16 protein-coding genes and 3 pseudogenes are annotated in these 14,180 nt (G+C 67.4%); 13 read left to right on the forward strand and 6 right to left on the reverse strand.

What is annotated here, in order from left to right; all coding sequences use genetic code 11:
• Positions 1 to 84: 84 nt before the first annotated feature.
• A complete protein-coding gene (locus tag ABT254_RS20285) occupies positions 85 to 822 on the forward strand; it encodes an SDR family NAD(P)-dependent oxidoreductase (protein WP_351471696.1) in 738 nt (245 codons plus the stop codon).
• A gap of 108 nt (positions 823 to 930) precedes the next feature.
• Here the strand turns inward: ABT254_RS20285 and ABT254_RS20290 are convergent, their stop codons facing one another.
• The gene (locus ABT254_RS20290; RefSeq protein WP_351471999.1) at positions 931 to 1,242 is read right to left on the reverse strand and encodes a transposase; all 312 of its coding nucleotides are present in this window, start codon (positions 1,240 to 1,242) and stop codon (positions 931 to 933) included.
• Between ABT254_RS20290 and ABT254_RS20295 the strand changes: the two genes are divergently transcribed.
• Both ABT254_RS20295 and ABT254_RS20300 read left to right on the forward strand, forming a co-directional pair.
• Positions 1,147 to 1,653, forward strand: coding sequence for a tyrosine-type recombinase/integrase (locus tag ABT254_RS20295; protein WP_351471698.1), 507 nt, complete (start codon positions 1,147 to 1,149; stop codon positions 1,651 to 1,653). The two genes, ABT254_RS20290 and ABT254_RS20295, sit on opposite strands and share 96 nt — an antisense overlap.
• A gap of 462 nt (positions 1,654 to 2,115) precedes the next feature.
• Entirely contained in the window at positions 2,116 to 2,703 is a 588-nt protein-coding gene (locus tag ABT254_RS20300; protein ID WP_351471701.1) for a DUF4240 domain-containing protein, read from the forward strand.
• A 377-nt stretch (positions 2,704 to 3,080) separates the two neighbouring features.
• On the opposite strand, the gene ABT254_RS20305 is transcribed toward ABT254_RS20300, so the two are convergent.
• Positions 3,081 to 3,545, reverse strand: coding sequence for a transposase (locus tag ABT254_RS20305; RefSeq protein ID WP_450750275.1), 465 nt, complete (start codon positions 3,543 to 3,545; stop codon positions 3,081 to 3,083).
• Positions 3,546 to 3,596: 51 nt separating this feature from the next.
• Here ABT254_RS20305 and ABT254_RS46555 point away from each other — a divergent pair.
• The 3 genes and pseudogenes from ABT254_RS46555 to ABT254_RS20320 all read left to right on the forward strand — a co-directional run.
• Positions 3,597 to 3,830 (forward strand): annotated as a pseudogene (locus ABT254_RS46555) (ATP-binding protein); the annotation flags it as partial.
• A gap of 141 nt (positions 3,831 to 3,971) precedes the next feature.
• Positions 3,972 to 4,484 carry a hypothetical protein gene (locus ABT254_RS20315; protein ID WP_351471707.1) on the forward strand — a complete coding sequence of 171 codons (513 nt, stop codon included), beginning with the start codon at positions 3,972 to 3,974 and terminating at the stop codon, positions 4,482 to 4,484.
• A pseudogene (locus ABT254_RS20320) lies at positions 4,485 to 5,388 on the forward strand (IS5 family transposase).
• Here the strand turns inward: ABT254_RS20320 and ABT254_RS20325 are convergent.
• Positions 5,359 to 6,120, reverse strand: coding sequence for an SMI1/KNR4 family protein (locus ABT254_RS20325; protein ID WP_351471709.1), 762 nt, complete (start codon positions 6,118 to 6,120; stop codon positions 5,359 to 5,361). The pseudogene ABT254_RS20320 and the gene ABT254_RS20325 overlap by 30 nt on opposite strands.
• Before the next feature lie 539 nt (positions 6,121 to 6,659).
• Here ABT254_RS20325 and ABT254_RS20330 point away from each other — a divergent pair.
• From ABT254_RS20330 to ABT254_RS20340, 3 genes are all read left to right on the forward strand, one after another.
• Positions 6,660 to 7,463: a class I SAM-dependent methyltransferase gene (locus tag ABT254_RS20330; protein ID WP_351472005.1), complete on the forward strand. Its 804-nt coding sequence runs from the start codon at positions 6,660 to 6,662 to the stop codon at positions 7,461 to 7,463.
• A 982-nt stretch (positions 7,464 to 8,445) separates the two neighbouring features.
• Positions 8,446 to 8,616 (forward strand): DUF5670 family protein, encoded by a 171-nt coding sequence (locus ABT254_RS20335; RefSeq protein WP_351471711.1) that lies wholly within the window; start codon positions 8,446 to 8,448, stop codon positions 8,614 to 8,616.
• Positions 8,617 to 8,975: 359 nt separating this feature from the next.
• Complete coding sequence (locus ABT254_RS20340) at positions 8,976 to 9,380, forward strand: STAS domain-containing protein (protein ID WP_351471714.1); 405 nt, start codon at positions 8,976 to 8,978, stop codon at positions 9,378 to 9,380.
• A gap of 184 nt (positions 9,381 to 9,564) precedes the next feature.
• Here ABT254_RS20340 and ABT254_RS20345 read toward each other — a convergent pair whose 3' ends face one another.
• On the reverse strand, positions 9,565 to 9,777 hold the full coding sequence (locus tag ABT254_RS20345; RefSeq protein WP_351471716.1) for a hypothetical protein: 213 nt from the start codon (positions 9,775 to 9,777) through the stop codon (positions 9,565 to 9,567).
• 469 nt (positions 9,778 to 10,246) lie between these two features.
• Between ABT254_RS20345 and ABT254_RS20350 the strand changes: the two genes are divergently transcribed.
• The gene (locus ABT254_RS20350; RefSeq protein ID WP_351471718.1) at positions 10,247 to 10,999 is read left to right on the forward strand and encodes an SDR family oxidoreductase; all 753 of its coding nucleotides are present in this window, start codon (positions 10,247 to 10,249) and stop codon (positions 10,997 to 10,999) included.
• Positions 11,000 to 11,082: 83 nt separating this feature from the next.
• Here the strand turns inward: ABT254_RS20350 and ABT254_RS20355 are convergent, their stop codons facing one another.
• Complete coding sequence (locus ABT254_RS20355; protein WP_351471721.1) at positions 11,083 to 11,475, reverse strand: winged helix-turn-helix transcriptional regulator; 393 nt, start codon at positions 11,473 to 11,475, stop codon at positions 11,083 to 11,085.
• 120 nt (positions 11,476 to 11,595) lie between these two features.
• Between ABT254_RS20355 and ABT254_RS20360 the strand changes: the two genes are divergently transcribed.
• Both ABT254_RS20360 and ABT254_RS20365 read left to right on the forward strand, forming a co-directional pair.
• On the forward strand, positions 11,596 to 12,036 hold the full coding sequence (locus tag ABT254_RS20360; RefSeq protein WP_351471723.1) for a TIGR03618 family F420-dependent PPOX class oxidoreductase: 441 nt from the start codon (positions 11,596 to 11,598) through the stop codon (positions 12,034 to 12,036).
• 185 nt (positions 12,037 to 12,221) lie between these two features.
• The gene (locus ABT254_RS20365) at positions 12,222 to 13,277 is read left to right on the forward strand and encodes an aldo/keto reductase (RefSeq protein WP_351471725.1); all 1,056 of its coding nucleotides are present in this window, start codon (positions 12,222 to 12,224) and stop codon (positions 13,275 to 13,277) included.
• Positions 13,278 to 13,377: 100 nt separating this feature from the next.
• Here the strand turns inward: ABT254_RS20365 and ABT254_RS20370 are convergent.
• Positions 13,378 to 13,800 (reverse strand): annotated as a pseudogene (locus ABT254_RS20370) (transposase); the annotation flags it as partial.
• On the opposite strand from ABT254_RS20370, the gene ABT254_RS20375 reads away from it, so the two are divergent.
• Complete coding sequence (locus tag ABT254_RS20375) at positions 13,708 to 14,109, forward strand: hypothetical protein (RefSeq protein WP_351471728.1); 402 nt, start codon at positions 13,708 to 13,710, stop codon at positions 14,107 to 14,109. The pseudogene ABT254_RS20370 and the gene ABT254_RS20375 overlap by 93 nt on opposite strands.
• The last annotated feature ends 71 nt before the right edge of the window (positions 14,110 to 14,180 follow it).

Here is a 14,180-nt window from a genome sequence, read left to right on the forward strand (position 1 = left end):
TAGGACGGCAGACCGCCGAGACCGATACCGCTCGGGTATCGCTGCACTACCGAGTGGGTGTTGGTGCCCGGCTGCAGCGCAGGCATGCTCGTTTTCATGAGTGAGAAGACGATCGCGCTGGTCACTGGCGCGAATAAGGGAATCGGGTATGAGATCGCGGCCGGGCTGGGGGCGCGGGGCTGGAGCGTCGGGGTCGGCGCCCGGGACGAGCAACGCCGCAATGACGCGGTGGCGAAGTTGCGTGCGGCTGGTGCTGACGCGTTCGGCGTGCCTTTGGACGTGACCGACGCCGGGAGCGTGGCCGCCGCAGTCCACCTGATCGAGGAGCGGGCAGGACGGCTGGACGTACTGGTCAACAACGCCGGCGTTGCCGGCGGCTGGCCGGAGGAACCGACGACCATCGACCTGGAGACCGTGCGGCGGCTGCTGGAGACCAACGTCCTCGGCGTCATCAGGGTCACCAACGCGATGCTCCCCCTGCTGCTGCGTTCGACGCACCCGAGGATCGTCAACCAGTCCAGCCACGTCGGCTCCCTGACCCTGCAGACCACGCCCGGCGTGGATCTTGGGGGGATCAGTGGGGCCTACGCGCCGACGAAGACCTACCTCAACGCCGTCACCATCCAGTACGCCAAGGAGCTGAGCGGCACCAACGTCCTGATCAACAACGCCTGTCCCGGTTACGTGGCCACCGACCTCAACGGATTCAGCGGCACCCAGACCCCCGAGCAGGGCGCGGCGATCGCCATCCGGCTGGCGGCCTTGCCGGACGACGGCCCGAGCGGCCAGCTGTTCGACGACAGCGGCGTCGTGCCCTGGTGACCTGACCTTGGATGCGTTCCTCGCCGGTCAGGCCGTGGCCGCCCGTCCGCCCATGCGCATCCGGCAAAGATCGCTGTCGCTGGGCAGGGTCACGCGGCTTCGGCCGGGTCATCGGTCTGCTGGCGGATCGGTGACCCGGGCGCGAAACGGGTCTTGGTTCGGCGTGGGCGTTGCGCCGGCGGATGGAGGCGGCGAGGGCGGCGTTCGTTCGGCGTGGGTGCGGTGGTCGGGGCCGTGGAGGGCGACGCAGCGCAGGGCGGCGAACTCTGACTCGATCGCGTTCAGAAAGGGGCTGTGGGTCGGCAGGAAGACCCGTTCGACGTCGTGGTCGGCGGCCCAGGTGCGGACTGCGGCGTGCTTGTGCGGGCAGAGGTTGTCCAGCACCACGCACAGCTTCTGCTCGGGCCGGCGTTGTCGCAGGGTCTTGAGCGGGCTGAGGAACGCGCGGACATCGAACGACTCCTGGTCGTCGGCCCGGAACTGGCCGACGTGCTGTCGACGATCATCTGCAGATTCAGCGGCGCCGGCGGCACGGTGCCGCTGATCCGTGCCTGTGACTACCACGAGCTGGTCTGGATGGATCCGGCCCCGTTGGTGTGCCAGCATCGTGTCGGCGCCGGACCGCACCGGATCGGCCGCGAACGCATCTCCACTCTGCTCGACCAAGCTCTGACGCGGACCGGGCTCGTCGACGCCGACGGCACACCACTGCACTGCACGCCGCACGACTTCCGAAGGATCTTCATCACCGACGCCATCATGAACGGGCTGCCACCGCATATCGCCCAGGTCATCGCCGGCCACCAGGACATCAGCGTCACCATCGGCTAAAAGCCGTCTATCCGGAGGAGACCATCAAGTCCCACCTGGCTTCCTGGCTCGCCGCCGGGCACTGCGGCCCAGCGAGGAATACCGCACCCCGACTGACGCCGAATGGGAGGAGTTCCTTGGTCACTTCGAACGGCGCAAGGTCGCCACCGGGCTCTGCGGACGGGCCTTCTCAACCCCTTGCATTCATGAGAATGCCTGTCTGCGATGCTCGATGCACTGGCCCGACCCTGCCCAACGGGCATGGATCGTCGATATCCGGGACAACATCATCGCCCGCATCGCGGAGGCCGAGCGAGAGGGCTGGCTCGGCGAGGTCGAAGGACTCCAGGTCACCCTCGCGGGAGCGGACGACAAGCTCGCCCAGATCGACCGGCGGGTTCCGCGAACCGTTGACCTTCCCATGCCTACTGCCACGACCGGACCCCGGAGTCGGCTGTCAGCGCCAGGTGAGAGGGTGCGGCCATGAACATCGACGAATTCTGGACCGTCATCGAAACGGTACGCACCGACGCCGCTTCGACCTCCGAAGACCCGGGCCAAGCGTTCGCATCGACCCTGGTCGAGCGGCTCGCGGCGACTTCGAAGCAGACGGTCCTCGAATACCAGCAGTGCTTCGATCAGCTCCACGGGGCGCTCTACCGCTGGGACGTGTGGGCTGCCGGCTATCTGATCGGTGGAGGCTGCTCCGACGACGCCTTCATGGACTTCCGCGCCGGCCTCATCGCCCAGGGCCGAGAGTGGTACGACCGGGCCGCTGTTGCACCCGATGTTCTCGCCCAGCATCCGGACGTCATCGCTGCGGCGGCCGCAGGGAGCGACGAGGCGCTGTTCAACGAGACGGTCAACTACGCGGCCTCCTACGCCTACGAGCGCATCAACGGTGACGAGGACGACTGCACTTTCTACGACGACTACGACGAGTTCTGCGGACCCCGAGCTGACCACGGGCCAGCTGATATGGGCGAGAGCTTCGATTTCGACGACGCCTCGGAGATGCATTCCCGTCTTCCCGGACTGGCCCGGCTCTTCCTTGATCACGGAGACGACTGAGTTCGCGGAGCTCCTCACCGCCAAGTTCATCCCTGAAAGGGCGGGGCTGGTCCAGTGCCGTGCGTGTCCGGGTTTGTCGGATGGATCCGGCGTGAGGCCGTGCTGAATCGCGGTGCGGGGATGTCCCCGTTCCTGGGTGGTGTGCTGTGGCCCCGCCGGGCGGGTGTTGTGGGGTGTGCTCTTCACCAGGTGTGATGCTGAGTTGGCGGCGCTCCGGCTGCCGTTCATCCCTTCGCCGCGCCCGTGTTGGTGATGTTCGGTGCGGCATGGTGTCGTTCGGCACACGACCGACGGAATCAATTCAGAGAAACGGCCCTGCCGCAGTGCGGAGGCCAGAACTAGCGGCGATCGCGCGTCGGTCGCGGTCCGGATGCTAATCACGCCTCGTCCGCGCGGGCCAGGAAGCGGACTTCGCCGTCGCGCAGTCCGTAGTAGACCAGGGTGAGCAGCTTGCGGGCCGCGGCGGCCTTGGCGAGGTTGCGTGCCTGACTACCGCGGCGTGCCTCGATGCGGTCCCTGTGGGCGCGCATCGGGGTGTTCTCGGGGGCGTGCTGCACGGCCTCGACGGCCGCCCAGCGCACCAGTTTGGAGCCCTGCTTGGTCAGCCGGCCGCAGGTGACCTTCAGGTCGGACTCGCGGTGGCGCGGAGTGAGCCCGGCCCACGAACACAGGTACTTCGGGGCGGGAAAGCGGGTCACGTCGCCGATCTCGGTGACGAACACCGCGGCCAGCACCGGCCCGATTCCGCCGATCTTCTGGATCGCACGGTAGCCCACGTCGTCAGCAAGGCGGGTCGATATCTCCTGGTTGAGCACCGCGAGTTGCTGGTCGAGGGTACCCATCACCTCCCGCAAGGCCCGCAGCCGGACTGCGTAGCCGACGGGCAGCGGCAGCTCGACGACTTCACCATGCGCCGGCTGTCCGCGGCCCAGGCCGACGACCTCCACGAACTCGTCTCCGAGCGGCAGTGACGGTCTCTGATCATCACCAGCAACAGGGCGTCCAGCGACTGGTATCCCCTCTTCCCCAACCCCGTCGTCGCCGAGCCCCTCCTGGACCGGCTCATCAACACCAGCCATCAGGTGATCATGAATGGGCCTAGCTACCGCCCGAACAAGCGTGCTTAGAACTCGTAACACGATCTTGCTGAGGGACGCGGTGTGCCCAAGCACGTCAGTTGGTGCTCGGTCAGTTCAGGTGGCACTTTGGGCGCTGGTCTCGCACGCGATGCAGGACACCGGGGATGGCCATTTGAAGGGGTGGATCACGTGAGCGCAAACGGGGGACGGGAGAACTGGCAGTTGCTGCCCGGAGCCGGGCTGGGGCCACTGCGGTTCGGGATGAGCCCGGCCGAGGTTGCCGACGCGCTCTGGGTCTCTGAGCCGCAGAAACGGGTGGGCGGTCCCTACGAGCAGGAAGATTTCGCCAGCGGGGTGAAGGTGTTCTACGACGCGGGCACGTTGGCGTGCATTGCCCTGGATGCGGTCACGGGTCCGCAGGTCTCGCTGGCGGGCTTTGCACTGGCCGGCCGGGATTCCGAGGAGGCGGACCAGTTCCTCCTTGACTACGCCGCCGAGCACGGGAGTTGCTTGTTGTACACCCTCGATGACTCCCTCGCCCTGACCGATCTGGGGGTCCTTCTGCGCTCACAGGAGGTCGGCGGCGTGCGGATGTCGCGGCCGGTTTTCGTGAGGGAGGACTGGTTGGAGTCGGAGTACTACCGCGATCGCCTTCCGTTGGAAGGCGCCCCGGCCGCCGATGAATCGCCCTGGCCGTCGTAGATGCGCGTTCCGCTGCCGCAGCGGGACGGGCGTGACCGGTGTGACGATTCGGCCGTTTGGGAGGGTGTGAGTGTTCGACCGTGGATTTTGGGCGATGACCTCTGGGCGTTGATCGAGCCGTTTCTGCCGCCCTGGCCACAGAAGGCACCCGGTCCGAAGCCGGTGGATGACCGGCTGTGTCTGCAGGGCATCCTGTAAATGCTTTACAGCGACGTCAGCTGGCAACTCCTGCCCTTGGAGCTGGGGTTCGGCTCCGGACAGACCTGCTGGCGCCGACTGGGCCGGTGGCACGAAGCCGGCGTCTTCGAGACGCTGCACCACACCCTGCTCGCCGAATTGCACGCGGCCGACGCCCTGGACTGGACGCGGGCCTGCGTGGACGCCTCCCACATCCGCGCGAAAAAGGGGTGAGGCCACCGGCCCGTCACCGGTCGACCGCGGCAAGACGGGCAGTAAACACCACCTGATCTGCGACGGGAAAGGTACCCCGCGCAAGGTCATCACCACCGCGGCCAACGTCAACGACGTCACCCAGACCCTCGCCCTGGTCGACGGCATCCCGCTCGTTGCCGGGAAGCCGGGCCGTCCGCGCAGGCGGCCCGACGCGCTTCTGGGCGACAAGGGCTACGACAGCAACCCCAACCGGCGTCAGCTGCGCAGGTGGCGCATCCTGCCGGTGATCTCCCGTAAGGGCGCCCCGAACATCAAGGACCTGGGCACGCTCCGCTACGTCGTCGAGCAGACTTTCTCGCTCCTGCACCACTTCAAGCGCCTGGCCGTCCGCTGGGAAAGACGCCTCGACTTGCACGACGCCCTCGCCTGCCTGGCCTGCGGCCTCATCTGCTGGAGACGCCTCAAGAAGGTCCGCAGCAGATCAGAAGGGCAGCGGGTCGGAGCTGAGTGACTCGGTGTATCCCAAGGACCACCGCCCAGGAACGGCGGCGCAGATCACATCCAGATCGGCGCGGGTCCGGCCCCGGACGTGAAGCCAGCTGTGGACGCCCAGGCCATCTTGGCGCAGCAGCCTGCCCGGGGCAGAGAACCAACGCACGGGGGAGTCCTCCGGACCTGTCCACATTGGGTAGTCCGGCAGTTGGACCCGCTGAAAGCGTTCGGGCACCGCACCAAGCAGGTCCGCGGGCAGCTCGCACGCGTTATACAGCCGTCCTCCAGCGCCGAACAGTGCCTCGCTCAGTACGAGTTCGACGCAGGCCAGGGACACCCGCTCGAAGAACGGCACCCAGCCGTGCCGCGCCTGAACGAGCACCGGAGGATCGTCCCGATCAAGGTCGGTAAGGCGCACGCCCCAGAAGGCACAGCCCTGGTTCTCACTGCGGAAGACGAGGACACCGCCACACTCGTCATGCACGAACACCTCGTGAGGCGGCAGCAGCGGATCCTGGTTGGCGACCAGGTCGGTCCGGCCACCCGCGAGCGTATAGAACTCGTGCAGCGCCGTCGGCAGGGAGCAGCCGAGCATCGCCTCGGCCTGCGCCAGTTCCGCCCTGGGCGTGCCGTCGTCCTCGGCCAGCGCATCGCCCCAAGCGGCAGCGAAGCTGCGGATGAATGTCCAGGCCCGCTCCTGGTCGGCAATCCCGCCGTCCAGAGCGTGGGCCACGTCGAAGCTGCCACTCATGCCACGAAACGTATCGGAAGCCCGAGCCGCATCGCCAAGAGACCAGCCGGCCTTCAGAGAGCGCCGCTCTCCAGGACCAGTCCGTAGCCTGGCAGCTCGCCGGAGCGGCCCAGCATGGATCCGACCAACGCGATGCCTCGATGACACCACCAAGATCGTGTTATGAGCTCTTAGGACCCCACCGACAAGACCGAATAGGAAAAACCGGTGGACGTCGTCGGGATACGTGGCAGTAGAGGCGGTCGCTGGCGGTCCTTCATCCGGACGCGGCGTTTCGGCAATCAGTTTGGATGGCTGTGCCTAAAGCGCTCCGCAGTGAACACGCCCTTGCCGGCCGCGGTCCCCATCGTGGCCGATGGGGCGCCGCTGCAGTGGGGATCTGCGTCGGTGCGGCGTGCCGCGCTTTCCCACGAAATCCGGTGGAGTCTCAGCGGCCGGAAGTGGTTGGGTCCTGCTCAATGCTTCGCTGACACGGCCCGGCACAGTGCGAGGCGCAAGGTCCGAATCGCAGGCGCGGTCTAGCCCGCGTGTCGCGGGTGATGGAGGTTATCGCGGTGGCTGGTTATGGGGCGCTTTCCGACGTATACGAGTGGCTGATCGGGGACGACAGGTTGACCCCCGCAAAGGCAGCCGCGGTTTACTACAGCGATGTCGTGGGCTCTCTGCCGCCCAACGCGCGCGTCCTCGACTGCGCGTGTGGAACCGGCCAGCTCGCCGTCGGTCTTGCGGGCCTTGGCCTTGACGTGGTCGCCGCAGACGCCAGCAGTGGGATGGTTCGCCGGACCGAAAAGGCCGCCGACGAGCAGGGTGTCTCGCTTCGAGCCTTCCGCGCGAGCTGGGACGAGCTGCCCGACCACCTGGAGGACTCCACGTTCGATCTGGTGTTCTGTGTCGGCAATTCGCTCGGGCACGCCCAGGGCACAGCCGGGCGCCTGACCGCACTGGACGCGATGTCGCGGCTGCTGAAGCCGGGCGGACGCCTTGTGCTCCACTCACGCAACTGGGAGCTCGTGCGCTCCGCCGGCTCACGGGTAGACGTCCGCGATCGACTCATCCGCCGCAACGACCGCGATGCGGTCGTCAGCTACTACTGGCAGATCGAGCAGCGCTGGGAGCAGGAACACTTCCTCGAGATCGTGGTCGCCCAGATCGAGCGGGATGGGGCAGTACGAGCCTGTTCGGAGCGGTTGTCCATCTGGCCCTACCGGTACGAGGACCTCGTGGCGCAGATGCGGAGCGTTGGGCTCACGGTGCAGTCCACCAACTTCGACCCCGAGAGCGATGGATACCTGGTGGTCGCCAGCCGTGACCAGGTGCGAGGCACGTCTGAGCCGGCGCGCTGATCCGTCTTTCGTCGTCGTTGTTAGCGACCTGCCAGTTCGCGACCGCCTGCAGCGCTTCGCGAAGTGTTCAGCGCTGGAAGCGGTTGCTGCGGGTGCGGTCCTCACCTTGCATCTGACCTGCTCAAGCTGAGGTTGGAAACAGCTTACGGTCTGCCTCACCATCAGCTCACGTCAGTAGCTGGGGAATTACGTGAACTTCCGCCTGGGAATTTTCGCGATCGTCCACACGCGGCCCTGGTGGAGCTGAAGGGCGCCCTGCGCTACCACGGCGCCGGCATCCGCCGCCTGGGCCGCATCCCTGATGCCCGTCCTGAGACGTACGGCGCGGTGCTCGTGATCGTGCTGCACGACAGCGGCAAGTACCCGGATACCGCCATGTCGGTGGTGATCGGCGACCCGATCCCGTGCACCGCGGTCGCCGTCAACATCACCGGGTCAACCGGTTCGAGGGCGCGAAGCTCCTCGGCTCCGTTGCCCCTGGGGCCATGGCCCGGGTGGACCAGGTCCTGCGTGCCGTCCAAGACCTTTGGGCCCACGACCAAACACGGCGCCCGCCCCGGGGCGGCATCCCGGGGCGGGCGCCGTCGTTGTTCCGTCAGGCTGCGGCCCACTCCAGACCGAGGCCGGCGAGCGCGGCAAGCTCTTGTCGGCGGTGAGCTTCGCCCGCCGGTTGCGGTTCACGGGACCTACAGAGCCGTGCGCTCCCTATATTCGGCCTGCGCTCGGCCTTTTCGATGACGGTCGTGGAGCTGAGCTCCCTCGGTCGCCGGTCTGGGGTGCCGGCAGCGTGCGCGTCCCGTACCGGTCCAACCCGGGGCCACGGCATGGCTTTGAGCGATGCACGCTGCGTGAGGTGCGAGAAAGGGGGAACCGTCCACGGCGTGCGACAGCGCGTATGCCCCTCATTCCTTGGAAGTAACTCATATTTTGTGTGCTTGTAGGGCTGGAGTAAGGGCATCCGGTTGCCAGGAGGTTGATAACGATGGTTCCCCTGCTTCTGGTTCTTCTGCTGGCTGTGATCCTCTTCGGCGCGGGCTTCGCCCTGAAGGCACTGTGGTGGATCGCGGTGATCGTGCTCATCGTGTGGCTGCTCGGCTTCGTCGTGCGCTCCGCGGACAGCGCAGGCCGCAGGGGCCGCTGGTACCGCTGGTAGACGAAGGACACCGGCGCGAGGAGCGCGCCACGCACGAGCCATGAGTGGGCCCGGCCGATACGGCCGGGCCCACTGGCGTGAAAGAGAGGCCTATGTGCGGCAGTTGGGAGAGATCCGGCTTATCGGGCGCACCGCAGGGTACGTGAGTCATGCACCGGCCCCTCAGACTCAGCAGTGGAACCCTGCTCCTCCTGTCTGCGGGGCCGATGCGTATCGCCTCCAGCCACTGACCTCACGCCGGGTGTTCCGTCCGATCGCCCGTGGCCCCGTCAGGCCACGGCCCATTGCAGTCCAGGGATGAAGGCAGTCGGACGGGGTAGCAGAGCTGCTGCCGCGTATACCCCGTTCGAGGAGGGCTTGTGACCGAGCCGGCAGGTCTGAGTGTAGAGGTGTCCGTGATCAGCTCCGACGCCGCGATCATCACCATCAGTGGGGAGCTGGACGTCGACACGGGCCTCGTCCTGCAGCACCAGCTCGCGGGCCAGGTAGTGCATGGACGCCGTCACCTGGTGCTGGACTTGGCGGAAGTGCCGTTCATGGACTCCGCTGGACTGGGCGTCATCATACGAGCCATAAATGAGGTTCGGAGCATCGACGGATCCGTGTCCCTGGCCGCTCCCAGTCAAGTGGTGCGACGTCTGCTCGATCTGACCGGGGTCGGTATGAGCTGCCGGATATTCGACAGCGCGGACGCGGCCTGTCAAGCGCTCCTCGGTCAAGGCGGTGAGACCGTGAACACCACGACGGGCAAGGCGGCTCGATAGCAGATCAACCAGAGTCAGACGATACCCACAGGGCCTGATCGCGATAGTTCCTCCCCCCGCTGCCGGGAGGAGTTACGCGAACAGGCGCTGGTCGTGAAATGCACCTGATCGACTACCTCGCCGTGGCTGGCTACTGTTCCCGATCTTGGCCTCCGTCGCCGCCCTGTCGAACGCAACTGGCCGACTACACGGTCAGGTTGGGGGGCGCGTAGCACCCCAGCGCCGACGCCACGTTCCAGCGTCCCGCCAGCCGCGTCCTGCCGAAGGTGGAGGCCCGCGTCTCGAGGTCGTCGTACCGGGCCGGGTGGCAGCGCCTCGTGTTCCGGATGACCTTCTTCAGCGTGCCTGACTCGGGCGGCTGGTGGGCCTGGGAGAACCAGGAGAGGGCCCGAGACACGATCGAGCACCGGGAGACCACTCTCCACACGGTCCGCACGGGAAGAATCGCCGCGGCCTCTGCCGTGGCCGTCGGCGCTTGGCGTACGGGCGCTGACCCGCGAGCGCCGGTTCCGTGGACACCCTGCAGCCCCTGCAGGTCTCCGTCTGATTTACCCCGTGACAGGGCCACTCCGCCGCCTATCGCGACGTCACCGGCGCCCTGAAGTACTTCAACCTTCTCTTGGGGCTCTTCGGGGGTCCTGCTCCCGTGGTCGGCGGGCTGCGCACACAGGTCAGGGGCCCATGAGCTGGCCCGCGCGGGTGCCGCATGGGAGTAGCCCCCGAGTCAGTTCACTTTTCTGACTCACTGGGGTACCGTTGAACAAGAGAGTTCGAAAACGGAACTCACTATAAAGTTCGAAAATCGAACTCACCATTGATGCGGGCGGCCCGAGGGCTGTCCCCGCAGTGTGAACAAGGAGCACGTCATGACTTCGATCCTGATCACCGGAGCCTCGAAGGGTGTCGGCCGAGCCACCGCTGCCGAGCTGGCCAGGCGTGGCCACCGCGTGGTCGCCACCGCCCGCGACCCGCGCACCCTGGACGGCCTCGATGTCGCGCAGCGTCTGCGCTTGGACGTCACCGACCAGGCCAGTGTGGATGCCGCTGTCGAGCAGGCCGGCGAGGTCGACACATTGATCTCGAATGCGGGTGTGATCTTCCGTGCTGCCGTTGAGGCGAGCCCGCTCGAAGAGATCGAGCGGCTGTACGCCCAGAACACTGTCGGCGCGCTCCGCGTCGTGCAGGCACTGCTGCCTCAGATGCGCCGGCGAGGCAACGGCCGCCTGGTGCTCGTCTCCAGCATGGGCGGACGCATCGCCATGCCGGGCAACTCCGCGTACGCGGCCAGCAAGTGGGCGCTGGAAGCGTTCGGCGAGAGTCTCGCCATCGAGCTGTCCAAGCTGGACATCGACGTCACGCTCGCCGAGCCCGGTCCCATCAGCTCCGGCGCACTGGACAACATGACCACGTACGCCCTGGACGACGACCCCTACGCGGCCCTGCTGGAGGGTGGCATTCCGCCGGAGATGATGAGCAGCCCCGAACAGGTGGCATCCGCTCTTGCGGACCTCGTCGAGGCAGGCACCGTCCCGCTGCGGGTTCCCATCGGGCCCGTCGCCCAGCACGTCCTCGGCGCCAGGGACGCCGCGCGCTACGACGAGCCCTTCCTCCCGGCCTGAGGCTCAGCCCGTCGTCGGGCCCCCTGGCAGGGGACCCGACGACTTCGGTGGTGGCGGCACGCCTGCGCGCCAGATGGGAGGGGTCAGTCGGCTTCGACCGGCGTGGCCGCAGTGGCCGGCAGGCCGTTGCTCGCTATACGGGGCGGCGCGTGCCGCTCTCCCCACTGCCGCAGCATGGACAGGATCGGGATGAGCTCGCGGCCGGCAGCGGTGAGCAGGTACTCGTAGCGCACTGGCCGGTCCTGGTACTTGCTGCGCTCGACGATGCCCACGTCCTCGAGTTTGCGCAGGCGAGCGGCGAGCATCTGGCGCGGGGCCCCGGTGCGGGACTGGATCTGGTCGAAGCGGCGCACGTCGAAGCCCAGCTCCCGGATCACCAGCAGTGACCACCGGTCACCGACGAGTTCGAGGGCATCGGCGATCGAGCAGACGCGCGTCCCATCACTCGCGAAGATGTCGAATTCGGTTACCGTCACCGCCGCCTCCTTCTGCTCGGGCTGCTGCCAGTGTAGTCCGTATGTTTTTCGAACCCACAGCGTGAGCAGGCGACGAGCGGACCACAGGACTGCAGAGCGCATGCTCGCCAGGAGCTGCACATGACTACCCTGCAAGACTTTCAGACCCTGGCCGCCTCCGCGGACGGCCTCGGAGTGGTCTCGACCCTGCGCGCGAACGGCGCCGTGCACGCGTCAGTGGTCAACCTCGCCGTCATGCCCCACCCGTTTGACGACGGGAGCGTCGTCGCCTTCGTGGCCGCCGGCAAGGTCAAGCTCAACAACCTCAGGGCCCGCCCACGGCTCGCGGCGACCGCGCGCGTCGGCTGGTCGTGGGCCACGGTGGAGGGCACGGCCGAGATCATCGGCCCTGACGACCACCACCCGGCCTTCGACGCGGAGCGCACCCGCATTCTCCTGAGGCAGATCTTCGTCGCCGCCGGCGGGCGGCACGGGGACTGGGAGGAGTACGACCACGTGATGGCGACGGAGCGTCGCGCCGCTGTGCTGGTGAGGCCGCACCGTGTATACGGGGTCGGCTGACGGCCGGCCCCACGGCACGAGCGCCTGCTCGACCATCGCCTCACTCGCTTCGCTTTCATACCCGCAACACCATATTGACGAATAAGTCTCAAAATCGAACCCTGTGCTGGGGGGTCGACCTGCGCGCCTCGTCACGTCCAGGCCGGCACCCCGATCCTGAGCTCGCTGTCCCTTGGGAGACTTCCATGCAGTACACGACTTTCGGCCGCACCACTGGCCTTCGCGTGTCCGAGGTGGCGCTCGGTGCCGGCACGTTCGGCACCACAGTCGCCGCCGGCACAGACCGGGACGAGGCCCGCCGCATCCTCGACCGCTTCGCCGAGGCCGGCGGTACGTTCCTCGACACAGCCGAGAGCTACCAGGGCAGCGAGTCGGAGGAGATCCTCGGCGAACTGCTCACCGGCCGGCGTCACCACTTCACCCTGGCCACCAAGTTCACCTACGGGGTCGGCGTCGACCCGGGGGTGCTGGCCGTGGGCAACAGCCGCCAGAACATGCGACGGGCCGTAGAGGACAGCCTCCAGCGGCTGCGGACCGACCACATCGACCTGCTGTGGGTCCACATGCCCGACACCGTGACCCCCATGGACGAGATCGTGCGGGGTCTGGATGACCTGGCCCGGCGCGGCCTGATCCTGCACGCCGGACTGTCCAACTTCCCCGCCTGGCGCACCTCCCGCGCGGTCACCCTGGCCGAGCTGCGAGGCCAGGCACCGGTCATCGGCGTGCAGTTCGAGTACAGCCTCGTGGAGCGCACCGCGGACCGTGAGATTCTCCCCATGGCCGAAGCGCTCGGGCTCGGCGGCGCACTGTGGTCGCCTCTGGGCGGCGGGCTGCTCACGGGCAAGTACCGCACAAGCAGCGAAGGGCGCCTGAGTGACTGGGGTCGCATCGTTCACACCGAGGACACCCAGCGCAAGACGGCCGTCGTGGACAGCGTCCTCGCTGTCGCCAAGGAGACCGGCCTGCCTGCCGCCCAGGTCGCAGTCGCCTGGGTCCGCGAGTTCGCCTCTAGGGCCGCCACCCCGCTGGTTCCGGTGATCGGACCGCGCACCCTGCCACAGTTGGAGGACTACCTGGCCGCGCTCGACGTGCAGCTCGACGCTGCCCACTATGCGCGCTTGGACGAGGTCAGCGGCGTCTCACTGGGCCAGCCCCACGAAGTGGCGGCCGCATCCCTCCCGAGGCTCCTCGGTGGCGATGCCAGCCAGTTCCGCGTCCCGATCGTGCCCGTGGCCTGAGGCGATCCGCCTGGCGGCCCAGGGGCAGCCCTGCTTAGGGACCGCCCCTGGGCGCAGGCCGGCTGTTTGGCTGCCTCAGAGGTCGTTTTCTCCCGTTATTTCATCCCGGGATGCGGATTTGATCCGGTGATGTCGGGTCACGCCAGGAGATGGTGTTCTCGCCGGTGAAGCGGCGGGCCATGAGGTCGGTCATGGCCAGGTGGATCATTGCTTCGGAGCGGGCCGGGAGGGTCTCGTAGTCCCGGGTCAGGCGGCGGTGGAGCATCAGCCAGCCGTAGGTCCGCTCCACCGCCCAGCGTTTGGGTATCGGGGTGAATCCCCTGGTCCCGGGGGCGCGGGCGGTGATTTCTATGTCGATACCCAGGGTGGCGGCATGCTCGACGAAGTGCTTGCGGTAGCCGCCGTCCACCCAGGTCTTGCGGATCGTGGGGTGGCGGGCGGCGACATGGTCGAGCAGGCGGGTTCCGGCGTTGGAGTCCTGGACGCTGGCCGCGGTGACCAGGACCGCGAGCAGGAGGCCGAGGGCCTAGCCCGATGGTGGCGGGCCGAACGCCATCGCCGCTGGCCGACCAGAACCAACCCCTATCTGCTCGTGACCGTGTGCACCGCCGTCGACGACACCCACCCCGCCGTCAACCCGCAGGCGATCACCAAACCACTGCGCCGACTGGGCCTGCAGGTCGGACGCCTGCGGATGGACCGCATTCTCGACGAGGCCAAACACACCTCCGACCCCGTCCACCTCATCCGCCTCTTCGGCCTGTCCCCTTGCACAGCAATGCAGTACGTCCGGGCCGCGCACCCATACGGCGGAGACCCGAGCCCACTGTGATCTGCACGACGGGTGTTTACCGACTTGTGCGGTGTATCGGAAAACAGGCCGGTGAGGGTTGCGGGTGCGCG

The organism is Streptomyces sp. NPDC001137, assembly GCF_040298885.1.
Taxonomy (GTDB): Bacteria; Actinomycetota; Actinomycetes; order Streptomycetales; family Streptomycetaceae; genus Streptomyces.